Annotated in this window: 15 protein-coding genes and 1 riboswitch; of the genes, 5 read left to right on the forward strand and 10 right to left on the reverse strand. The window is 52.5% G+C overall.

The window, feature by feature from the left end:
* Nucleotides 1-143: 143 nt before the first annotated feature.
* Nucleotides 144-1,244 (forward strand): Gfo/Idh/MocA family protein, encoded by a 1,101-nt coding sequence (locus tag PGL01S_RS17960; RefSeq protein ID WP_127495958.1) that lies wholly within the window; start codon nucleotides 144-146, stop codon nucleotides 1,242-1,244.
* Between the two features lie 46 nt (nucleotides 1,245-1,290).
* On the opposite strand, the gene PGL01S_RS17965 is transcribed toward PGL01S_RS17960, so the two are convergent.
* Nucleotides 1,291-2,145: an RNA polymerase sigma-70 factor gene (locus tag PGL01S_RS17965; RefSeq protein ID WP_127495959.1), complete on the reverse strand. Its 855-nt coding sequence runs from the start codon at nucleotides 2,143-2,145 to the stop codon at nucleotides 1,291-1,293.
* A gap of 11 nt (nucleotides 2,146-2,156) precedes the next feature.
* Nucleotides 2,157-3,344, reverse strand: a complete 1,188-nt coding sequence (locus PGL01S_RS17970) for an NAD(P)/FAD-dependent oxidoreductase (RefSeq protein ID WP_127495960.1) — start codon at nucleotides 3,342-3,344, stop codon at nucleotides 2,157-2,159.
* Between the two features lie 227 nt (nucleotides 3,345-3,571).
* On the opposite strand from PGL01S_RS17970, the gene PGL01S_RS17975 reads away from it, so the two are divergent.
* The 4 genes from PGL01S_RS17975 to PGL01S_RS17990 all read left to right on the forward strand — a co-directional run bounded on the left by PGL01S_RS17975 (nucleotide 3,572) and on the right by PGL01S_RS17990 (nucleotide 8,932).
* Nucleotides 3,572-4,816, forward strand: coding sequence for an MFS transporter (locus tag PGL01S_RS17975; RefSeq protein ID WP_127495961.1), 1,245 nt, complete (start codon nucleotides 3,572-3,574; stop codon nucleotides 4,814-4,816).
* Between the two features lie 113 nt (nucleotides 4,817-4,929).
* Complete coding sequence (gene gpmA, locus PGL01S_RS17980; RefSeq protein WP_127495962.1) at nucleotides 4,930-5,676, forward strand: 2,3-diphosphoglycerate-dependent phosphoglycerate mutase; 747 nt, start codon at nucleotides 4,930-4,932, stop codon at nucleotides 5,674-5,676.
* An 86-nt stretch (nucleotides 5,677-5,762) separates the two neighbouring features.
* Nucleotides 5,763-5,860: riboswitch (purine riboswitch) on the forward strand.
* Between the two features lie 56 nt (nucleotides 5,861-5,916).
* On the forward strand, nucleotides 5,917-7,674 hold the full coding sequence (gene ade, locus PGL01S_RS17985; RefSeq protein WP_127495963.1) for an adenine deaminase: 1,758 nt from the start codon (nucleotides 5,917-5,919) through the stop codon (nucleotides 7,672-7,674).
* Between the two features lie 100 nt (nucleotides 7,675-7,774).
* The gene (locus PGL01S_RS17990) at nucleotides 7,775-8,932 is read left to right on the forward strand and encodes an acyl-CoA dehydrogenase family protein (protein WP_127495964.1); all 1,158 of its coding nucleotides are present in this window, start codon (nucleotides 7,775-7,777) and stop codon (nucleotides 8,930-8,932) included.
* Between the two features lie 16 nt (nucleotides 8,933-8,948).
* On the opposite strand, the gene PGL01S_RS17995 is transcribed toward PGL01S_RS17990, so the two are convergent.
* The 8 genes from PGL01S_RS17995 to PGL01S_RS18030 form a co-directional block, all read right to left on the reverse strand.
* Nucleotides 8,949-9,647: a PIG-L family deacetylase gene (locus tag PGL01S_RS17995; protein WP_127495965.1), complete on the reverse strand. Its 699-nt coding sequence runs from the start codon at nucleotides 9,645-9,647 to the stop codon at nucleotides 8,949-8,951.
* Nucleotides 9,644-9,955 (reverse strand): DUF1806 family protein, encoded by a 312-nt coding sequence (locus PGL01S_RS18000; RefSeq protein WP_127495966.1) that lies wholly within the window; start codon nucleotides 9,953-9,955, stop codon nucleotides 9,644-9,646. Before PGL01S_RS18000 ends, PGL01S_RS17995 begins: the two co-directional genes overlap by 4 nt.
* The gene (locus tag PGL01S_RS18005) at nucleotides 9,952-10,167 is read right to left on the reverse strand and encodes a cysteine-rich CWC family protein (RefSeq protein ID WP_127495967.1); all 216 of its coding nucleotides are present in this window, start codon (nucleotides 10,165-10,167) and stop codon (nucleotides 9,952-9,954) included. The genes PGL01S_RS18000 and PGL01S_RS18005 overlap by 4 nt, the downstream gene beginning before the upstream one ends.
* Nucleotides 10,168-10,266: 99 nt before the next feature.
* Nucleotides 10,267-10,674 carry a VOC family protein gene (locus PGL01S_RS18010; protein WP_127495968.1) on the reverse strand — a complete coding sequence of 136 codons (408 nt, stop codon included), beginning with the start codon at nucleotides 10,672-10,674 and terminating at the stop codon, nucleotides 10,267-10,269.
* A gap of 144 nt (nucleotides 10,675-10,818) precedes the next feature.
* Nucleotides 10,819-11,673: an alpha/beta fold hydrolase gene (locus PGL01S_RS18015; protein ID WP_127495969.1), complete on the reverse strand. Its 855-nt coding sequence runs from the start codon at nucleotides 11,671-11,673 to the stop codon at nucleotides 10,819-10,821.
* Nucleotides 11,674-11,828: 155 nt separating this feature from the next.
* On the reverse strand, nucleotides 11,829-13,238 hold the full coding sequence (locus tag PGL01S_RS18020) for an ABC transporter substrate-binding protein (RefSeq protein ID WP_127495970.1): 1,410 nt from the start codon (nucleotides 13,236-13,238) through the stop codon (nucleotides 11,829-11,831).
* Nucleotides 13,239-13,308: 70 nt separating this feature from the next.
* Complete coding sequence (locus PGL01S_RS18025; protein WP_127495971.1) at nucleotides 13,309-14,148, reverse strand: carbohydrate ABC transporter permease; 840 nt, start codon at nucleotides 14,146-14,148, stop codon at nucleotides 13,309-13,311.
* Nucleotides 14,145-15,110, reverse strand: a complete 966-nt coding sequence (locus PGL01S_RS18030) for a carbohydrate ABC transporter permease (RefSeq protein ID WP_127495972.1) — start codon at nucleotides 15,108-15,110, stop codon at nucleotides 14,145-14,147. The genes PGL01S_RS18025 and PGL01S_RS18030 overlap by 4 nt, the downstream gene beginning before the upstream one ends.
* Between the last annotated feature and the right edge of the window lie 182 nt (nucleotides 15,111-15,292).

The raw sequence follows: 15,292 nt of genomic DNA on the forward strand, positions 1-15,292 counted from the left end.
CTAGAACATAAAGACATTCTGACTATAATTATACGACACAGACAAGAACTTTTTTATAGCCTTATTGACTCTAAATATCGGTCAAACCTATAGTAATGGCATAAACACCTTTTTATATAAATCCAATTAATCGGAGGCTGGACATGAGTAAATTACTGAAGGTTGGCATCATCGGCTGCGGCGGTATCGCGAATGGCAAGCATCTTCCTGCACTCAGCAAGAACAAGAATGTTGAAATCGTTGCCTTTTGCGACGTTGTAGTGGAACGCGCTGAAGAAGCATCCCAAAAATACGGCGCTGAAGGCTCGAAAGTATACGCGGATTACCGCGAGCTGATTGCCGATCCGTCGATCGATGTTGTGCATGTATTAACGCCTAATGACTCGCACTCCTTTATTACGATAGATTCCCTTGAAGCCGGCAAGCATGTTATGTGCGAAAAGCCAATGGCTAAGACGGCTGCTGAAGCAAGAGCTATGCTGGATGCCGCGAAGCGCACGGGCAAAAAGCTGACCATCGGTTACAACAACCGTTTCCGTCCGGACAGCCAAGTCCTCAAAAAGGTTTGCGAGCAAGGCGAGCTGGGCGAAATCTACTATGCACGCGCTCATGCGATCCGTCGCCGCGCGGTTCCGACTTGGGGCGTATTCCTCGACGAAGAGAAACAAGGCGGCGGACCGCTTATCGATATCGGTACTCACGCGCTTGACCTGACGCTGTGGATGATGGACAACTACAAGCCGGTTTCCGTTACGGGCTCCGTATTCCATAAGCTTGGATCGAAAGAAAATGCCGCTAACGCTTGGGGCCCATGGGATCCTGCGAAATTTACGGTAGAAGATTCCGCTGTAGGCTTTATCAAGATGGAGAACGGCGCAACGATCACGCTTGAAGCAAGCTGGGCGCTGAATACGCTTGATATCGACGAAGCAAAATGTACGCTTTGCGGTACGGAAGGCGGCGCGGACATGAAGAACGGCCTTCGCATCAACGGCGAAGAGAACAGCCGTCTGTTCGTTAAAGAAATCGACCTTTCCGCCGGCGGCGTAGCGTTCTATGACGGCGCTTCGGAGCGCGATATCGACGTGGAATGCGCAGCTTGGATCAACGCGATCCTGAACGATACGGATCTGGTTGTAAAAGCCGAGCAAGCTCTTGTCGTAACCGAAATTTTGGAAGCGATTTACGAATCCGCCCGCACTGGCGAGACGGTATACCTCAATCGCGAAAAAGTAGCGAAATAAATATAAAAACGGTTGTGCCTGTTTTCAACAAGCACAACCGTTTTTTTTATACATTGTGAAGCTTATCCGGGTTGCGGACGATAAATAACCGGTGAAGAACACCTTCGCGCTGCTCAAGAAATACGACCGAATCCACGATTCCTTCCTGCCGGAATACGAAGGCGGGTTCTCCGTTTAGCGGCTTTACCTCTACCGTCATATGGCTCGTAATCTGGGATTTGCGGAAAATGCCCAGGAGGAACTGCGCCACGCGCTCCCTTGACTCGATTGGCCGGACAGCCGCCGACGCCTTGCCTCCTCCGTCGGAGATAAGCACGGCATCTTCCGCCAGCATGGACAGCACGGTGTCGACCTCGCCTTCGGATAAGGCCGCTACGAACCGGTTTATCCACGCCTGCTCAATTGTACCGCCAGATTGCAGCTCTTCTTCCGTTATTCCCATCTTTGCTCTAGCCCGGCTCATCAGCTTGCGGCAGTTTTGCTCGCTTTTTCCCGTTAATTCGGCAATAGCGGGATAATCGAACCCAAGCGCTTCGCGCAGAACAAATACGGCCCGTTCCGAAGGCGACAGCCTTTCGAGCAGAGCAAGCATCGCGTAGGACAGCAGGTCATGGCGAACCACTTCCTCCAGTCCGCCATCGTAGTATTGTGCTATTGGCTCAGGCAGCCAAGGACCGACGTATTGCTCCCGGCGAACCCTTGCCGAACGAAGATGATCCAGGCATCGATTCGTTATCATTTTGCACAAATACGCTTTGGGCTCGTGCAGCTTATCCGGGTTCATATTCTGCACCTTCAGGAATACGTCCTGAACCGCATCCTCCGCATCGGCGGCCGAGCCGGTTAACTGGTAAGCAAGGCTGAACAACAAGCCTTTATAACGTTCATACAGCTCAATCATATGACGTCTCCTTATGATTTCAGCATACTCGCGTAATCCCAGACGAAACGTTTGATTTTGTAAGATAAACTTCCCGAAATGATTATATCAAGCCCCCATTTGCGCGTCCATGTCATTCCCCGTCCCGGACCAAGTCCAATCGTAAAGCCATCCATCACCTGTTTATGGCGGGGAGCCTCGCTGCCGGTTTTGTCCGCCGCAATGATTTTGCCTAATCGCTGTGCCTGCGGAATCGCCTCTTTGCAGGTCATTCGGGCGGCTTCACCGTTACCCGGATCCACGATAAACGCGCAATCCCCAATGGCATACACGCCACGGGCATCCTTCACGCGGTAGCATTCGTCCACGATAAGCCTGCCATCCTTCGTTACGGGCAGCCCAATGCTGCGAATAGCCGGATTCGGGACAAGACCCCGCGTCCAAACCGTAAGGCCAACCGGCAGAGCCCCACCGCTTGAGAGCAGGAGATTGCCCTTCTCCTCTCGTACCGCTTTGCAACGATGATGGACGGATACGCCGCATTTCGCCAGCTCCTCCTCCAGCTTGCGGCTTGCCTTCATTGGTCCCTCCCGAAATAAACGATCCTGGGCATTCAGCAGATGGACCCGGATTTCTTGCGGGTTAAGTCCCTGTCTGGCTGCTTCTTCTCTCATGGCGTACACTAACTCCGAGGCCGTCTCAATGCCGGTAATTCCCGCTCCGGCCACGGCTGCCGTGAGCAGGCGACGGCGTTCCTCCACGTTGTTTTCCACCCTTGCAGCCTGCATATTATAGCCCCATGCTTCCCTGATTCGGACGGCCGACTCCATTCCCGTAAGGGATATACCCCCAAGACCGGGCTCCGTCTCACGGGCTACGCTGCCAACCGCAACAACCAGCGTGTCATAAGCAAGCCGTACGGAGTTGCCTTCCGCATCTTCATATTCGAGGATCTTTTCATCCGCATGCACATGCCGTGCTTTTCCTTGCACGTGTTCGGTCACTTCCGGCAAAATTTGCTTCCACGGTACCGTAATCTTGTCAGCCCCTACCGCCGGCTTGAACAAGAGCACCTTGCGCAGATGGTAAGGATTCGGATCCAATAATAGAAGGCGAAGCTTCCGTCCTTCCGCATGAGCGCTATACTGCTTCCAAACCGCTTTTACCGCATGAATTCCCGCATACCCGCCGCCAATGACAACCACTGTCCATTCCGTCATAGATGATCTCTCCTCTAAATGCTTTTGCAAATAGAACGAGGAGAGGTCTTTGTTTGTGACACCGGATTTTATCAATTGCAAAAATAACGTATCCTTCGTCTCAAGCCAACAATTAGCACAAAGTTAACGTTGACGTAAAGATTAATGTGGCGATACGATTGTTTCGTTTACTGCATCCGTTTCAAAGAGACTATACCAATTTATTTAAAGAGAGGGATAACACGAATATGTCTTCAACTGCTAAACCAGCAGCAGCCGCGGCTCCGCTTAAATCCGCCGAGTCCATGTTCAACCAGCCGATCGCCGTATGGGCGATTGCATTCGCAAGCATTATTGCCTTTATGGGCCTTGGTCTGGTAGACCCGATCCTGCCGATGATGAAGGATCAGCTTCACGCGTCCGACAGCGACCTTACGCTTCTCTTTACGAGCTACAATGCCGTCATGGCCGTAGCCATGCTGGTAACCGGCGTTATTTCCTCCAAGCTTGGCACGAAAAAAATGCTGCTTGCCGGTATCGTCCTCATCGCTATATTTTCCGCGCTTGCCGGAAGCGTCGACAATGTCATGTCCATCGTATGGCTGCGCGCCGGCTGGGGTCTTGGCAATGCGTTTTTTGTCGCAACCGCGCTGTCCGCCATTGTCTCCTTGTCCCGCGTTGGCGTTGCCAAATCGATTATTTTGTTTGAGGTTGCCGTAGGTCTAGGCATCTCCGTAGGTCCGCTTCTTGGCGGAGAGCTAGGCGCCATCTCTTGGCGCAGCCCGTTCTACGGCGTCGCCTGCTTAATGATTGTCGCTTTCTGCTTGATCACCTTCATGATGCCGAAGGCCAAAACTCCTGCTGCTCCTGCGGTGAAAAAGAAAGCTTCCATACTCGATCCGTTCCGTGCCTTGAAGCACCGCGCCCTTCTGATCTTTGGCCTTTCCGCGGCACTTTACAACTTCGGATTCTTTACTCTTCTCGTGTATGCCGCGCTGGTGCTTGGCCATCTGCATCATCTGGACGTTCACGGACTTGGTTATGTCTTCCTGGGCTGGGGTCTGCTTCTGGCCTTCACTTCCGTCTTTATGGCTCCTAAGCTGCAAAGACGTTCGGGCACAATCAAATCAATGTGCATTCAGCTTGTTCTCTTCGCTTGCACCTTGTTTGCGATGGGCTATTGGACAACGGAAAAAGCGGTCGTCATCTGCATGGTTATTCTTGCAGGGGCTTTCCTTGGTAACAATAATACCCTTATCACGACAGCCGTTATGAATGCCGCTCCGGTCGAACGGCCAACCGCATCCGCGGCTTACAGCTTCCTTCGCTTCATCGGCGGCGCGCTTGCTCCCTATTACGCGGTCAAATTCGCCGAATGGTTCGATTTCCATGCCCCGTTCTATATCGGCGGCGGCTTTGTTATCCTGGCCGTTATCCTCATTGCGTTCAACCATAAACATCTGAAGCATGTCGACCAGGCCGAAGCGCATTGATAAGTTAATAAAAATTTGGAACAAGCTGACCCGATTTTAACCGGGTTGGCTTGTTTTTTTTCTCGATTGGAAACATTATAGAGATAAGCAAACTTTGGAAAGGAGGTCGCCTCATGAAAAAAATCGTCCTGATCCGCCATGGGCAAAGCGTATGGAATGTCGAGAATCGGTTCACGGGCTGGACCGATGTGGACCTGTCAACGCAAGGTCTGGATGAAGCCCGAGAAGCCGGAGAAATCCTGAAAAAACACGGGTACCTCTTCGACGCCGCCTATACCTCCGTCTTGAAACGCGCCATCCGAACCTTATGGATTATCCTTCACGAGATGGATCTCTTATGGATACCGGAGCAGAAAAGCTGGTTGCTGAACGAACGGCATTACGGCGCGCTGCAAGGGCTGAACAAGGCGGAAACCGCCGCCAAATACGGAGAGGAGCAGGTGCATTTATGGCGCAGATCGGTTGATGTCCGTCCTCCAGCACTCGATGTAACCGACCCGCGATACGTTGCTGCCGACCCTCGTTACATCGGACTCAAGGAAGGCGAGTTTCCGTTAACGGAAAACCTGGAAGACACGGAGGCACGGGTTCTGAAGTATTGGAACGCGGAAATCGCTCCCGCTGTTTCCTCCGGAAAACAGGTTATTATAGCCGCTCACGGGAACACGCTGCGGGCGTTGGTTAAATATTTGGACCAGATACCGCCGGACGGCATTGCAGATCTGAATATCCCGACAGGTATTCCGCTTGTGTACGAGCTGGATGATCAACTGAAGCCGATCCGCCATTACTATCTCGGCTGGGAAGGGCCGTATCCGAACGGCCAGATTCCGACGCATATAGCGCCTGCGACAAGGTGAAACGGCTTCGCCGTCCTTTAGCGGCGGAACGCGTTTCAATCCGGAGAATTCAGAATAAGCAGTTGCATTCCCGTTGTCCATCTTCTACAATAGAATCCAATATTGCGTATAACCTCGGCAATACGGGCCGGGGGTTTCTACCGGGAACCGTAAACTCCCGATTACCAGCATGCTTCTTTCAGCATCGGCGGTAATCGGGAGTTTTTTTATTTTAGTATAAAAAAGGAGAGAATAGCTGTCATGCATACAAAAGACAAACTCACGAAGCGAATCGACGTAGCAGCCAAACGCGCTGCGGCAGATCTTATTATACGAAACGGAAAAATCGTAAACGTGTTTACAGGCAGCATAATGTCCGGCGATATCGCAATCGCGGACGGAGTGATCGCGGGGATCGGCCGGTACACGGAAGGCTCGGAAGTCATTGACGCGGCAGGACAATGGATTATTCCCGGCTTGATTGACGGTCATGTGCATATCGAGAGCTCGATGCTGACGCCGCGCGAATTCGCGAAGGTTGTTCTGCAGCATGGAGTTACGGCCGTTGTAACCGACCCGCATGAAATGGCTAACGTGATGGGCAGCAAAGGGATACAATACATGCTTGACCAATCCGCAGGACTTCCCCTCGACATTTACGTCAATCTTCCGTCCTGCGTACCCTCTACCCCGTTCGAAACAAGCGGCGCAGCCTTAGAAGCGGAAGATCTTCGCCCGTTCTACGCGCACCCGAAAGTACTTGGCCTGGCTGAAGTGATGGACTTTCCCGCACTTGCAGCCGGCAGTCCCGGCATGATCAGCAAATTGGCTGACGCGAACGAGCTTCATGCTCATATCGACGGTCACGCCGCCGGCATTGACCGGGAACAGCTCAATCTCTATATGGCCGCGGGCATCCGCACGGATCATGAAGCGATTGACGCGGAAGAAGCAAGGCACCGGCTCGAGCTGGGCATGTATCTGATGATCCGCGAAGGTACCGTGGCCAAGGACCTGGAGGCGCTCCTTCCTGCCGTTAACGCCGGGAACAGCCGGAGATGTCTGTTCGTAACCGATGATAAACTCATTGACGATCTGCTGGAGGAAGGAAGCGTCGACTACAGCATCCGGCTGGCCGTGAGCAAAGGGCTTGATCCGATTACCGCCATTCAGATGGCGACCCTAAACGCCGCGGAATGCTTTGGTCTGCGCCGGCAAGGCGCCATTGCTCCCGGCTATAAAGCCGATCTTGTGATCGTTGATGATCTGGAGAAAATGGCGATCAGCCAGGTATTTAAGGAAGGCGTATGCGTATTTCGAAGCGGAACTCTTCAGGAGGAGGCCTTTAACGTAAGCGCTGCGCAAGCCTCCCTGGAACCGATGCATTCATCCGATATAAAAGCGGGAATGAAGCCGCTAAGGCCGGATGCACTTGAGCTTCCGCTCGAGTCCGATACCTGCAATGTTATCGGAATCATTCCGAACTCTCTTGTGACCCGGCATTTGAAGGAACAGGTAGCAAGGGATGGGCAGCTGAAGTTCCTTCCTTCAACCGAACGCGACCAGCTTAAGCTCGCCGTCGTTGAACGTCATCACCGGACCGGCAATATCGGGCTTGCGGTTGTAAAGGGCTTTGGCCTCCGCAAAGGCGCGATCGTATCGTCGGTAGCCCATGATTCGCACAATATCATATGCGCAGGCGTAACCGATGAAGACATGCTGCTTGCTATCGGTCATGTGGCTGCGATGAACGGCGGGCTCGCGGTTGTCGCGGACGGTGAAGTTCTTGCTTCCTTATCCCTGCCAGTCGGAGGCCTGCTGTCCGAACAAAGCTATAGCGAAGTGAATCAACAAATGCTTGGCCTCTATGCGGCGCTTCGCACGATTGGCGCACCGGATGACTTCAACCCGTTCCTGACGTTATCCTTCCTGGCACTCCCGGTCATCCCCGAGCTCAAGATAACGGACAAAGGCTTGTTCGAATTCGCGTCAAACCGTCATATCGGAGTTCAAGCCTGATAGCGACACGTCTCCTCTGCTTGCTATAATAAGGTAAGGCATACAGCCTGCAGCACAGCCCTTATTTGTGAAATATTCATTATAAGAGGAGCGAAAATAGATGACTCGTTGGGTAGATCAATATATCCGGAATGAAGAGGAACAAGCCCGGGTATGGCAAGTAGATAAATTGGCGGCTGCTTTCGCGGAAAGAGCAGCCCGGCACGACCGTGAAGGTTCGTTTCCGTTTGATAATTTCGCGGACTTGCGTGAGGCGGGATATTTGAAGCTTACGGTTCCCAAAGTTTACGGCGGAGAAGAAATTTCTCTCTATGAGATGGTCATGCTGCAGGAAAGGCTGGCATACGGCGACGGTTCTACAGCGCTTGCGGTTGGCTGGCATATGGGACAAATGCTGCATCTGCGCACTTCACGAAAATGGCAGGAGCCTGTCTTCGCAGACCTATGCGCGGCCGTTGTCAAAGACGGAGCGATGATCAACACCTTCGCCAGCGAAGCGGCCTCCGGCAGTCCCAGCCGGGGCGGCAGGCCCGAAACAACCGCAACCGCCGTCCCGGGAGGATGGCTTATATCCGGGCGCAAAACCTTTAGTACGTTGTCCCCCATCCTCGACCGGTTTGTCGTAACCGCTTATATTCCGGACGAGGACGGAGTTAGCGATTTCATGGTAAGCCGGGACGAACAAGTCTCCATTATCGAAACATGGGATACGCTTGGCATGCGCGCGACCGGAAGCCACGATGTTGTGCTGGATCAGGTCTTTGTTCCCGCCGATCACCGGCTTACCGGGAAAGGGACGGATGACGGAGGCGGCTGGCTGCTGCATATTCCGGCCTGCTATCTTGGCATCGCGCTAGCTGCGAGAGATTATGCCCTGTCGTTCGCTAACTCCTATAAGCCCGGCCAGATGGATAAGCCGATCTCGTCTATTCCTTCCGTCCAGCATACGATTGGCCAGATGGAGCTTGAGCTTCGCACCGCCCATACGCTGCTCTATTCGATCGCGGAACGCTGGGACCGGGAAACGGAAAACAGGCCAGCTTTGAAAGCTGACCTGGGTCTCGCGAAATACTTGGCAACCAATAATGCCATCAAGATTGTTGATCTGGCCATGCGGATCGTCGGCGGCACCAGCTTATCCCGTCAGCAGCCGCTCGAGCGTTATTACCGTGATGTCCGGGCCGGACTGCATAATCCGCCGATGGACAATGTCGTCATTCAAAATCTGGCTGTGACTGCTTTAAGCGAATTTGAATAAGATTCCCCAAGAGGCGCTAGAACAAATCGGCTTTGCCGAGTTTGAGCGCCTCTTTGTTTCCTTTGATGAAATATTCATGATCCCCGAAACGGCTCATGGCCTGACGGTCAGGCAGCCATACCCATTCATCGATTTCCGTCTGGCAGCGGTGCGCGCGGAAAGCCGCAAGCTTCGCTTTTTTATAGCGGCTTACGTCAATCCGGGCTATCTCCTCCTGCGTATAACCATAAGCCTCGGGATAGGCCAGCGAATCCCCGAACGAAATGAAATACAAGGCTATCGCAAGTCCCGTGCGGGCAAGCGCTTCAATCGTAGCTTTGCCAATTGCGCAATGATCCGGATGCCCGCCCCATTTCTCATGAAAAGTAAGAATGGCATCGGGATTAACTTCCCGTATGAATCCGGCTATGCGGTCCGCCAATTGATCCGGATCCGCGAACTCCACCGTTTTATCGCGAATATCGAAGAAATGCAGATGCTTGACTCCGAGGCATTCGCACGCTTCCCGAAGCTCCTGCTCGCGGGCCGCGGCCATCGTCTCGCGGTTCAAATACGGCGGATTGCCCATTCGCCTGCCCATCTCGCCTCTTGTTGCGCTGACAAGCGTAATCTCCACGCCGCTGTCGGCATACTTCGCTAACGTACCGCCGCAAATAAAAGACTCGTCATCCGGATGGGCAAATACGGCGAGCAGCTTTCTTGGTTCTGTACTCATTCCGCAAACGGCTCCTTTCCGAGGTGCAGCGCAACATTCATTCGACCTCTATCATCGTAGCCGGCCAGCAGCAAGCGTCCTTCCGCATCAAGCTCGTAATGCGTGAGCGCTTCCATTCGCAGCCAGCCAATTTCATCGAATCGCAAAGCGATCCGGAACGGCCCCTCCCCGGCTGTAAAAGCCTGCGTAAGCTTCATCTTGAAGTTCCGCACAAAAACGTAGGATGTTGCTTCGCTATGGACGTAAATCTCTTCCCCAGTAAACGTTCGCAGCAAATCCTCTACTTCTAATGGATTTATCTGATTCATGATCGCCTCTCCCCGGACTCTTCCTTCGATTCCCGCTTCAGCCTTTCCAGACAAGCTTGGCATACGCAGGCTTTTCCCATTAATTCAGACGGAATCTGTTCAAACACCTTTTGCGGAAAAACCTCTTTGCTGCACCAGCATTCCCCGGCCGGCAGTCCTTGCAGATTGCCGCATTGATTGTTCCCCTTGCAGATCGGACATTCGTTTGCCATCGCTTTGTTTCCCTCTCCTTATGAGAAAACCTCTATCGTAAAAAGACTATCCGAGCGTTCCTCCCAAGCTGGAGCTGCGGATAGTCGGGATTCCCATCATTAGCCTTGTGGCTTCGGCTCCGTGCTGATCTGCCATTTGATGCCGAATTTGTCTTCTACCCGGCCAAACAGCGTACCCCAGAACTGCTTCTCCAGAGGCATGATCACCCGTCCGCCTTCCGACAGGTTGGCGAAGGCATGCTGAGCTTCCTCGTCCGTCTTGAAATCGAGATTCAGATCAAAGCTCGTACTGCGTCCCGGAGGCTCGTGCATCGTATCGGCAATGTAGAAGGTAACACCTGCGGCTTGAAAAACCATATGTATGATTTTGTCCTTCATCGATTCGTCCGTACCCGGAGCTTGCCCATACGTCATTTGATCAATGATTTTACCGCCAAGAGCCTGCACGTAAAATCCGGCTTGCGTTTTCGCGTCCTCGGAGTAAAAATACGGTGTGAGCTTTGCCATCTGACTATGCACTTCCTTTGTCGATAATGATCTTGCCCACTTATTCTAACCCACAACTCATTGTTTTTCGAGCAGGTTTACTGAAAAACATTCAAAACCGTGCAGGCGCTAAGCCTGCACGGTTTTGAACATTCCTATTCGTTTTTACAACGCCCTCACGGGCTCCTTCTCGCTCAGCGTTCTAAGATAGTTGGCGATAACCCTGGCCAGCTGCTCGGGAGCTTCGACCAGACTCATATGCGCAACGCCTTCGAACGTATTTTCCTGAATATGCGGATATTCGTAGGTTGTCTTCTGCGTCTCTTTTTCATTGACGGAGAAGGTATCGTCCGGGGATACAACCTCATCCTCCGCGCCGGCGACAAGCAGAATCGGATACTTGGCTTCATGCAGCATCGCGCTTCGGTCCGGCCTCATCATCATGCCTTCAAGCGTATGAATAGCTCCCTTTGCAGACATGTTGAGTCCGGCCTCTTTAACCTTTTCCACCTCATCAGGCATATCTTGCCTCTTGGATTCCTTGAACAGCTTCGGAATCAGCTCGTGTACGTAAGGCTCGATCCCTTCCTTCTGGATGAAGGAGATATCCTGGTACCTTTTCCTCTTCACTTCTTCCGTGTCCGGCAGGGCGGTGGAATGAATCAGTCCGAAACCTGCCAGCTTGTCAGGGTATTTATCCGCAATGGCGAGCGTTACATAGCCGCCTAGAGAATGGCCGAATACAACGGTTTTCTCGATTCCAAGCTTTTCGATCAATGCATTTATATCATCGGCCATCACTTCCATCGTATACACATTGTCTGGTGCCGATGTCTCGCCATGGCCCCTCAGCTGCGGCATAATTACACGGTAGTGATCGGTCAGCAGCGGACAAACATTATGCCAATAATGGGACGATCCGCAAAAACCGTGAAGCAGAATAATCGCTTTTTCGTTTTCCTGTCCACATTCTTCGTATACCATATCGATGCCATTGACATTTACCTTATGCTTATCCATCGATCCCACATCCTTTTCGATTTGAAATGCTATCATGTCATTACTTAACCAGCTATCGATGGGTTGAAACATTATTATCAGACAATTCTGAATTTATTTGCTGAAAACAAAAAACAGCCCTGGAGCGCTTAGCTCCAGAGCTGTTCTTCGCTGCATTACTTCGATACCGTTTTATTGTAGATATCGATTTTCTCCGTAATTTGTTTTGCTGCGCCGTCAAGCGCAGCCTTAACGTCCTTCTTGCCCGTGAACACTTCTTCAATCGCGCCTTCCACCGTCTGACGAGCGTCAGGGAACACGCCCATTACGGCGCCTTGGCTTGCCGTGCTTGGCTTGGAGGCATGAAGCTGGTCAACAGCGGTCTGGAACTGTGGGTATTTCGCCAGGTTATCCTTTACAATCTGCTCGTCGTAAGCTTTTGTCGTAATCGGGAAGTAACCGGTATTGATATGCCATTCCGCTTGCACGGCCGGCTCAGCCAGGTATTTCATGAATTCCCAAGCGGCCTTCTGCTCTTCCGCCGGCTTGTTGTTCAGAATCCAGTTGCTCGCGCCGCCGATGACAACGCCGCCTTCGGAGGAAGCGTCAGGCTTAGGCAGGAAAGCCGTGCCTACTTCGAACTTGCCCGCCGCGCCGTCAACAATGCCGCGCAGCGAAGCCGTCGAGTCCAGCGTCATGGCGATTTGGCCGGCCAGGAACGCTTTTTTCGTGTCATCCGTTTTGCGTCCAAGATTCAGAACCGATTTATTGTCGACCATGCCTTTCCACCAAGTGAGCGTATTTACGGCTGCTTCCTGATTTACGAGCGATTCCGTAGCGGCGCTCTCGCGGCCGTTCCCGTTATTGATAAGGTCCTTGCCTTGATTAGCCAGAAGCTGCTCCATAAACCAGCCGTAGATGGCGAAGGATGCTCCCGTCACGCCGTTCCCGGTCAATTTTTTAGCGTCGGCTGCTACTTCTTCGTATGTCGCAGGCGGCTTGTTTGGATCAAGACCGGCTTTTTCGAACAGGTCCTTGTTGTAGTAAAGAATCGGATTGGAGGTGTTGAAGGGCATGGAGTACTGCTTGCCGTCAAACGTATAGTATTTAGCAATATTCGGCTCCAGCGATGACAAGTCGTACTTCTCTTCGTCGATGAACTGCTGCACCGGCGTAACGGCGCCGGAATCGATCATGAATTTCGAACCGATCTCGTACACCTGGATTAAGGAAGGACCGGACTTCGAATCCATGGAAGCCTTCAGCTTGTTCAAGCTCTCGTCGTAGGTACCCTGGAAGACGCCTTCTACCTTAATATCGGGATGCGAAGCGTTGAAATCGCTGACCAGCTTGTCCACGGCTGTGCCGAGCTCGCCGCTCATGGAATGCCACCAGACTACTTTGACAGGCTCTTTGGCCGGTTCGGTGGATGCTGCGCCCGCATTGGCGCTGGTCTCCGTATTGGAAGCCGAGACGGTAGGCGACGGTTCGTTACCTCCGTTATTCGGATTCGATGCGCAGGCTGATAAAGGCAACACGAGCATAGCCGCCACAGGCAATACCATTTTCCAATTGCGTTTAACCATGGTTTCTTTTCTCTCCCTTGTAATAATGTTTTCTATATGGCAAGTCCGATAGGACAAGTACCCCGTAAGATCAACCCTTCACCGCGCCGGCCGTAATTCCCCGCACAAGCGGCTTCAGGCCGAGTGCCAGCAGGACAAACGACGGAACCAACACAAGCGCTACTCCGCACAGCACCAGATTCCAGCTTGTCAGCTCCTCGAACTGGAGCATCGCAATCCCGATCTGTACCGTTCGCATGGCGTCGCTGCTTGTAACGAGCAGCGGCCACAAGTATTGATTCCATCCGTTCAGGAATACATACACCGCAAGCGATGCGGCAGCCGGGCCGGATAAGGGAAGCACGATGGACAAAAAATGGCGGAAATGCCCGCAGCCGTCGATACGCGCCGCTTCAAAAAGCTCGCGCGGCAGCTGCATGAAGAACTGGCGAAGCAGGAACACGCCAAACGCCGAAGCGGCAAACGGTACGATAAGCCCTTGAAACGAATCGAGCCATCCCCAGCTTTTGACGGTCAAATAATTGGGAATAATCGTAACTTCCCATGGAATCATCATGGTGCTGATAAATAAAGCGAACCAGAACCGGCTGCCGGCGAACCGGATATACACAAATGCGTAAGCGGCCAGCGCCGCCGTCAGCACCTGAAGAACCATAATCGAGACCGCCAGAACAAAGCTGTTGAGAATAAAGCCGAATATCGGCACGGTATCGATGGCGTTCTTCAGCTCCCCCACATAAAGACCGGAAGGAAGAATCTTGGGCGGAAATTGGCTTGCTTCGTCGGGCGTCATGAAGATTTGGGCAAGCAAGTAAAGCAGCGGTGCCAGCACTAACAGCGACAGCAGGACGAGCAGGCCGTAAAGGCTGAATAAGCGGTATGGACTGCGCGGATGACCGAAAGCCTTCACTGGTAATGCACCTTCTTTCCGAGGACTAGAAATTGTACGGTCGTCAGCAGAAGCATCAGAATAAACAGGACGATCGCCAGCGCGCTGCCGGTGCCGAACTGATAGTTGATAAAGGCTTCACGGTAGATGGAGTACACCAGCACATCGGTTGAACCCGCCGGTCCTCCCCTGGTCAAAATATTGATTTGTCCGAATGATTGGAAGGCGCTCATGATCGAGACAACCGCTAGGAAGAAAAGAGTTGGCGACAGCAGCGGAAGCTTGATCGAGAAAAACGTTCTCCACATGGATGCGCCGTCGATTCGCGAGCTGTCCATGATATCGTTATCCAGCCCCTGAATAGCTGCCAGAAGCAGGACGAACGGAAATCCGGAGTTCATCCATACCGTCATAAGAGAGACGGAATCAAGCGCCGCACCCGGATCGGTCAGCCATTGGACTTGTCCGAAGCCGATCTGCCCAAGCAAATAGTTGAGCATGCCTAGCGACGGGTGGTACAGAATCATCCACAGAATGGATGCCGTTCCGACGGAGAGCGCCAGCGGAAGCGAGAAAATAAAGCGGAACAGCTTGCTCCCTTTGCCTGCGGAGTGAACAAGGCTGGCGCATAGCAAGCCGAGGATAAGACCGGCAGGCACTGTCATTAGCGTGAATTTCACCGTGATCCAGAGGCTGTTCCAGAAGGCGGATGATTCCATCATGCGCGAATAATTGTCCCATCCGGCATAGGCAGCCACCCTGCCGCGGGGGTCGGTAAGTTGAAAACTCAGATAAACGGAACGAGCCATCGGATAGAAGAAGAACAGGATGAATATAGCCACGCTTGGCGCCAAAAACAGGTACCCGAGGAGATGCTCCCGCATTCTTCTCAGCATGCCCGCGTTGATCCGGCTGCCAGGCGCTGCCGCGGATGCCGGAGACAAGACCGGCTTGGATTTGTCTGAATAGAGTGACGAATTCATGTGTGGCTACAACCGCCCTTTCAAGAAATTGCTGAACCTGATATGGCTTGGCAAGTCCAAGAATAACCGCCATTTGTAACTCCTATGTCAGCGTTTTATTAAGATTAGGAAATGTGATAACGCTTACTTGAAAATAAACCTGTCTTTCTAAAGATTTTTTTTAGATTTATAATCAATGAGGG

This window comes from Paenibacillus glycanilyticus NBRC 16618 (assembly GCF_004000805.1).
Lineage (GTDB): Bacteria > Bacillota > Bacilli > Paenibacillales > Paenibacillaceae > Pristimantibacillus > Pristimantibacillus glycanilyticus.

Coding starts and splice junctions, on each gene's coding strand:
- PGL01S_RS17960 (WP_127495958.1), top strand. CDS start 144: ATGAGTAAATTACTGAAGGTTGGCATCATCGGCTGCGGCGGTATCGCG.
- PGL01S_RS17965 (WP_127495959.1), bottom strand. CDS start 2,145: ATGATTGAGCTGTATGAACGTTATAAAGGCTTGTTGTTCAGCCTTGCT.
- PGL01S_RS17970 (WP_127495960.1), bottom strand. CDS start 3,344: ATGACGGAATGGACAGTGGTTGTCATTGGCGGCGGGTATGCGGGAATT.
- PGL01S_RS17975 (WP_127495961.1), top strand. CDS start 3,572: ATGTCTTCAACTGCTAAACCAGCAGCAGCCGCGGCTCCGCTTAAATCC.
- gpmA (WP_127495962.1), top strand. CDS start 4,930: ATGAAAAAAATCGTCCTGATCCGCCATGGGCAAAGCGTATGGAATGTC.
- ade (WP_127495963.1), top strand. CDS start 5,917: ATGCATACAAAAGACAAACTCACGAAGCGAATCGACGTAGCAGCCAAA.
- PGL01S_RS17990 (WP_127495964.1), top strand. CDS start 7,775: ATGACTCGTTGGGTAGATCAATATATCCGGAATGAAGAGGAACAAGCC.
- PGL01S_RS17995 (WP_127495965.1), bottom strand. CDS start 9,647: ATGAGTACAGAACCAAGAAAGCTGCTCGCCGTATTTGCCCATCCGGAT.
- PGL01S_RS18000 (WP_127495966.1), bottom strand. CDS start 9,955: ATGAATCAGATAAATCCATTAGAAGTAGAGGATTTGCTGCGAACGTTT.
- PGL01S_RS18005 (WP_127495967.1), bottom strand. CDS start 10,167: ATGGCAAACGAATGTCCGATCTGCAAGGGGAACAATCAATGCGGCAAT.
- PGL01S_RS18010 (WP_127495968.1), bottom strand. CDS start 10,674: ATGGCAAAGCTCACACCGTATTTTTACTCCGAGGACGCGAAAACGCAA.
- PGL01S_RS18015 (WP_127495969.1), bottom strand. CDS start 11,673: ATGGATAAGCATAAGGTAAATGTCAATGGCATCGATATGGTATACGAA.
- PGL01S_RS18020 (WP_127495970.1), bottom strand. CDS start 13,238: ATGGTTAAACGCAATTGGAAAATGGTATTGCCTGTGGCGGCTATGCTC.
- PGL01S_RS18030 (WP_127495972.1), bottom strand. CDS start 15,110: ATGAATTCGTCACTCTATTCAGACAAATCCAAGCCGGTCTTGTCTCCG.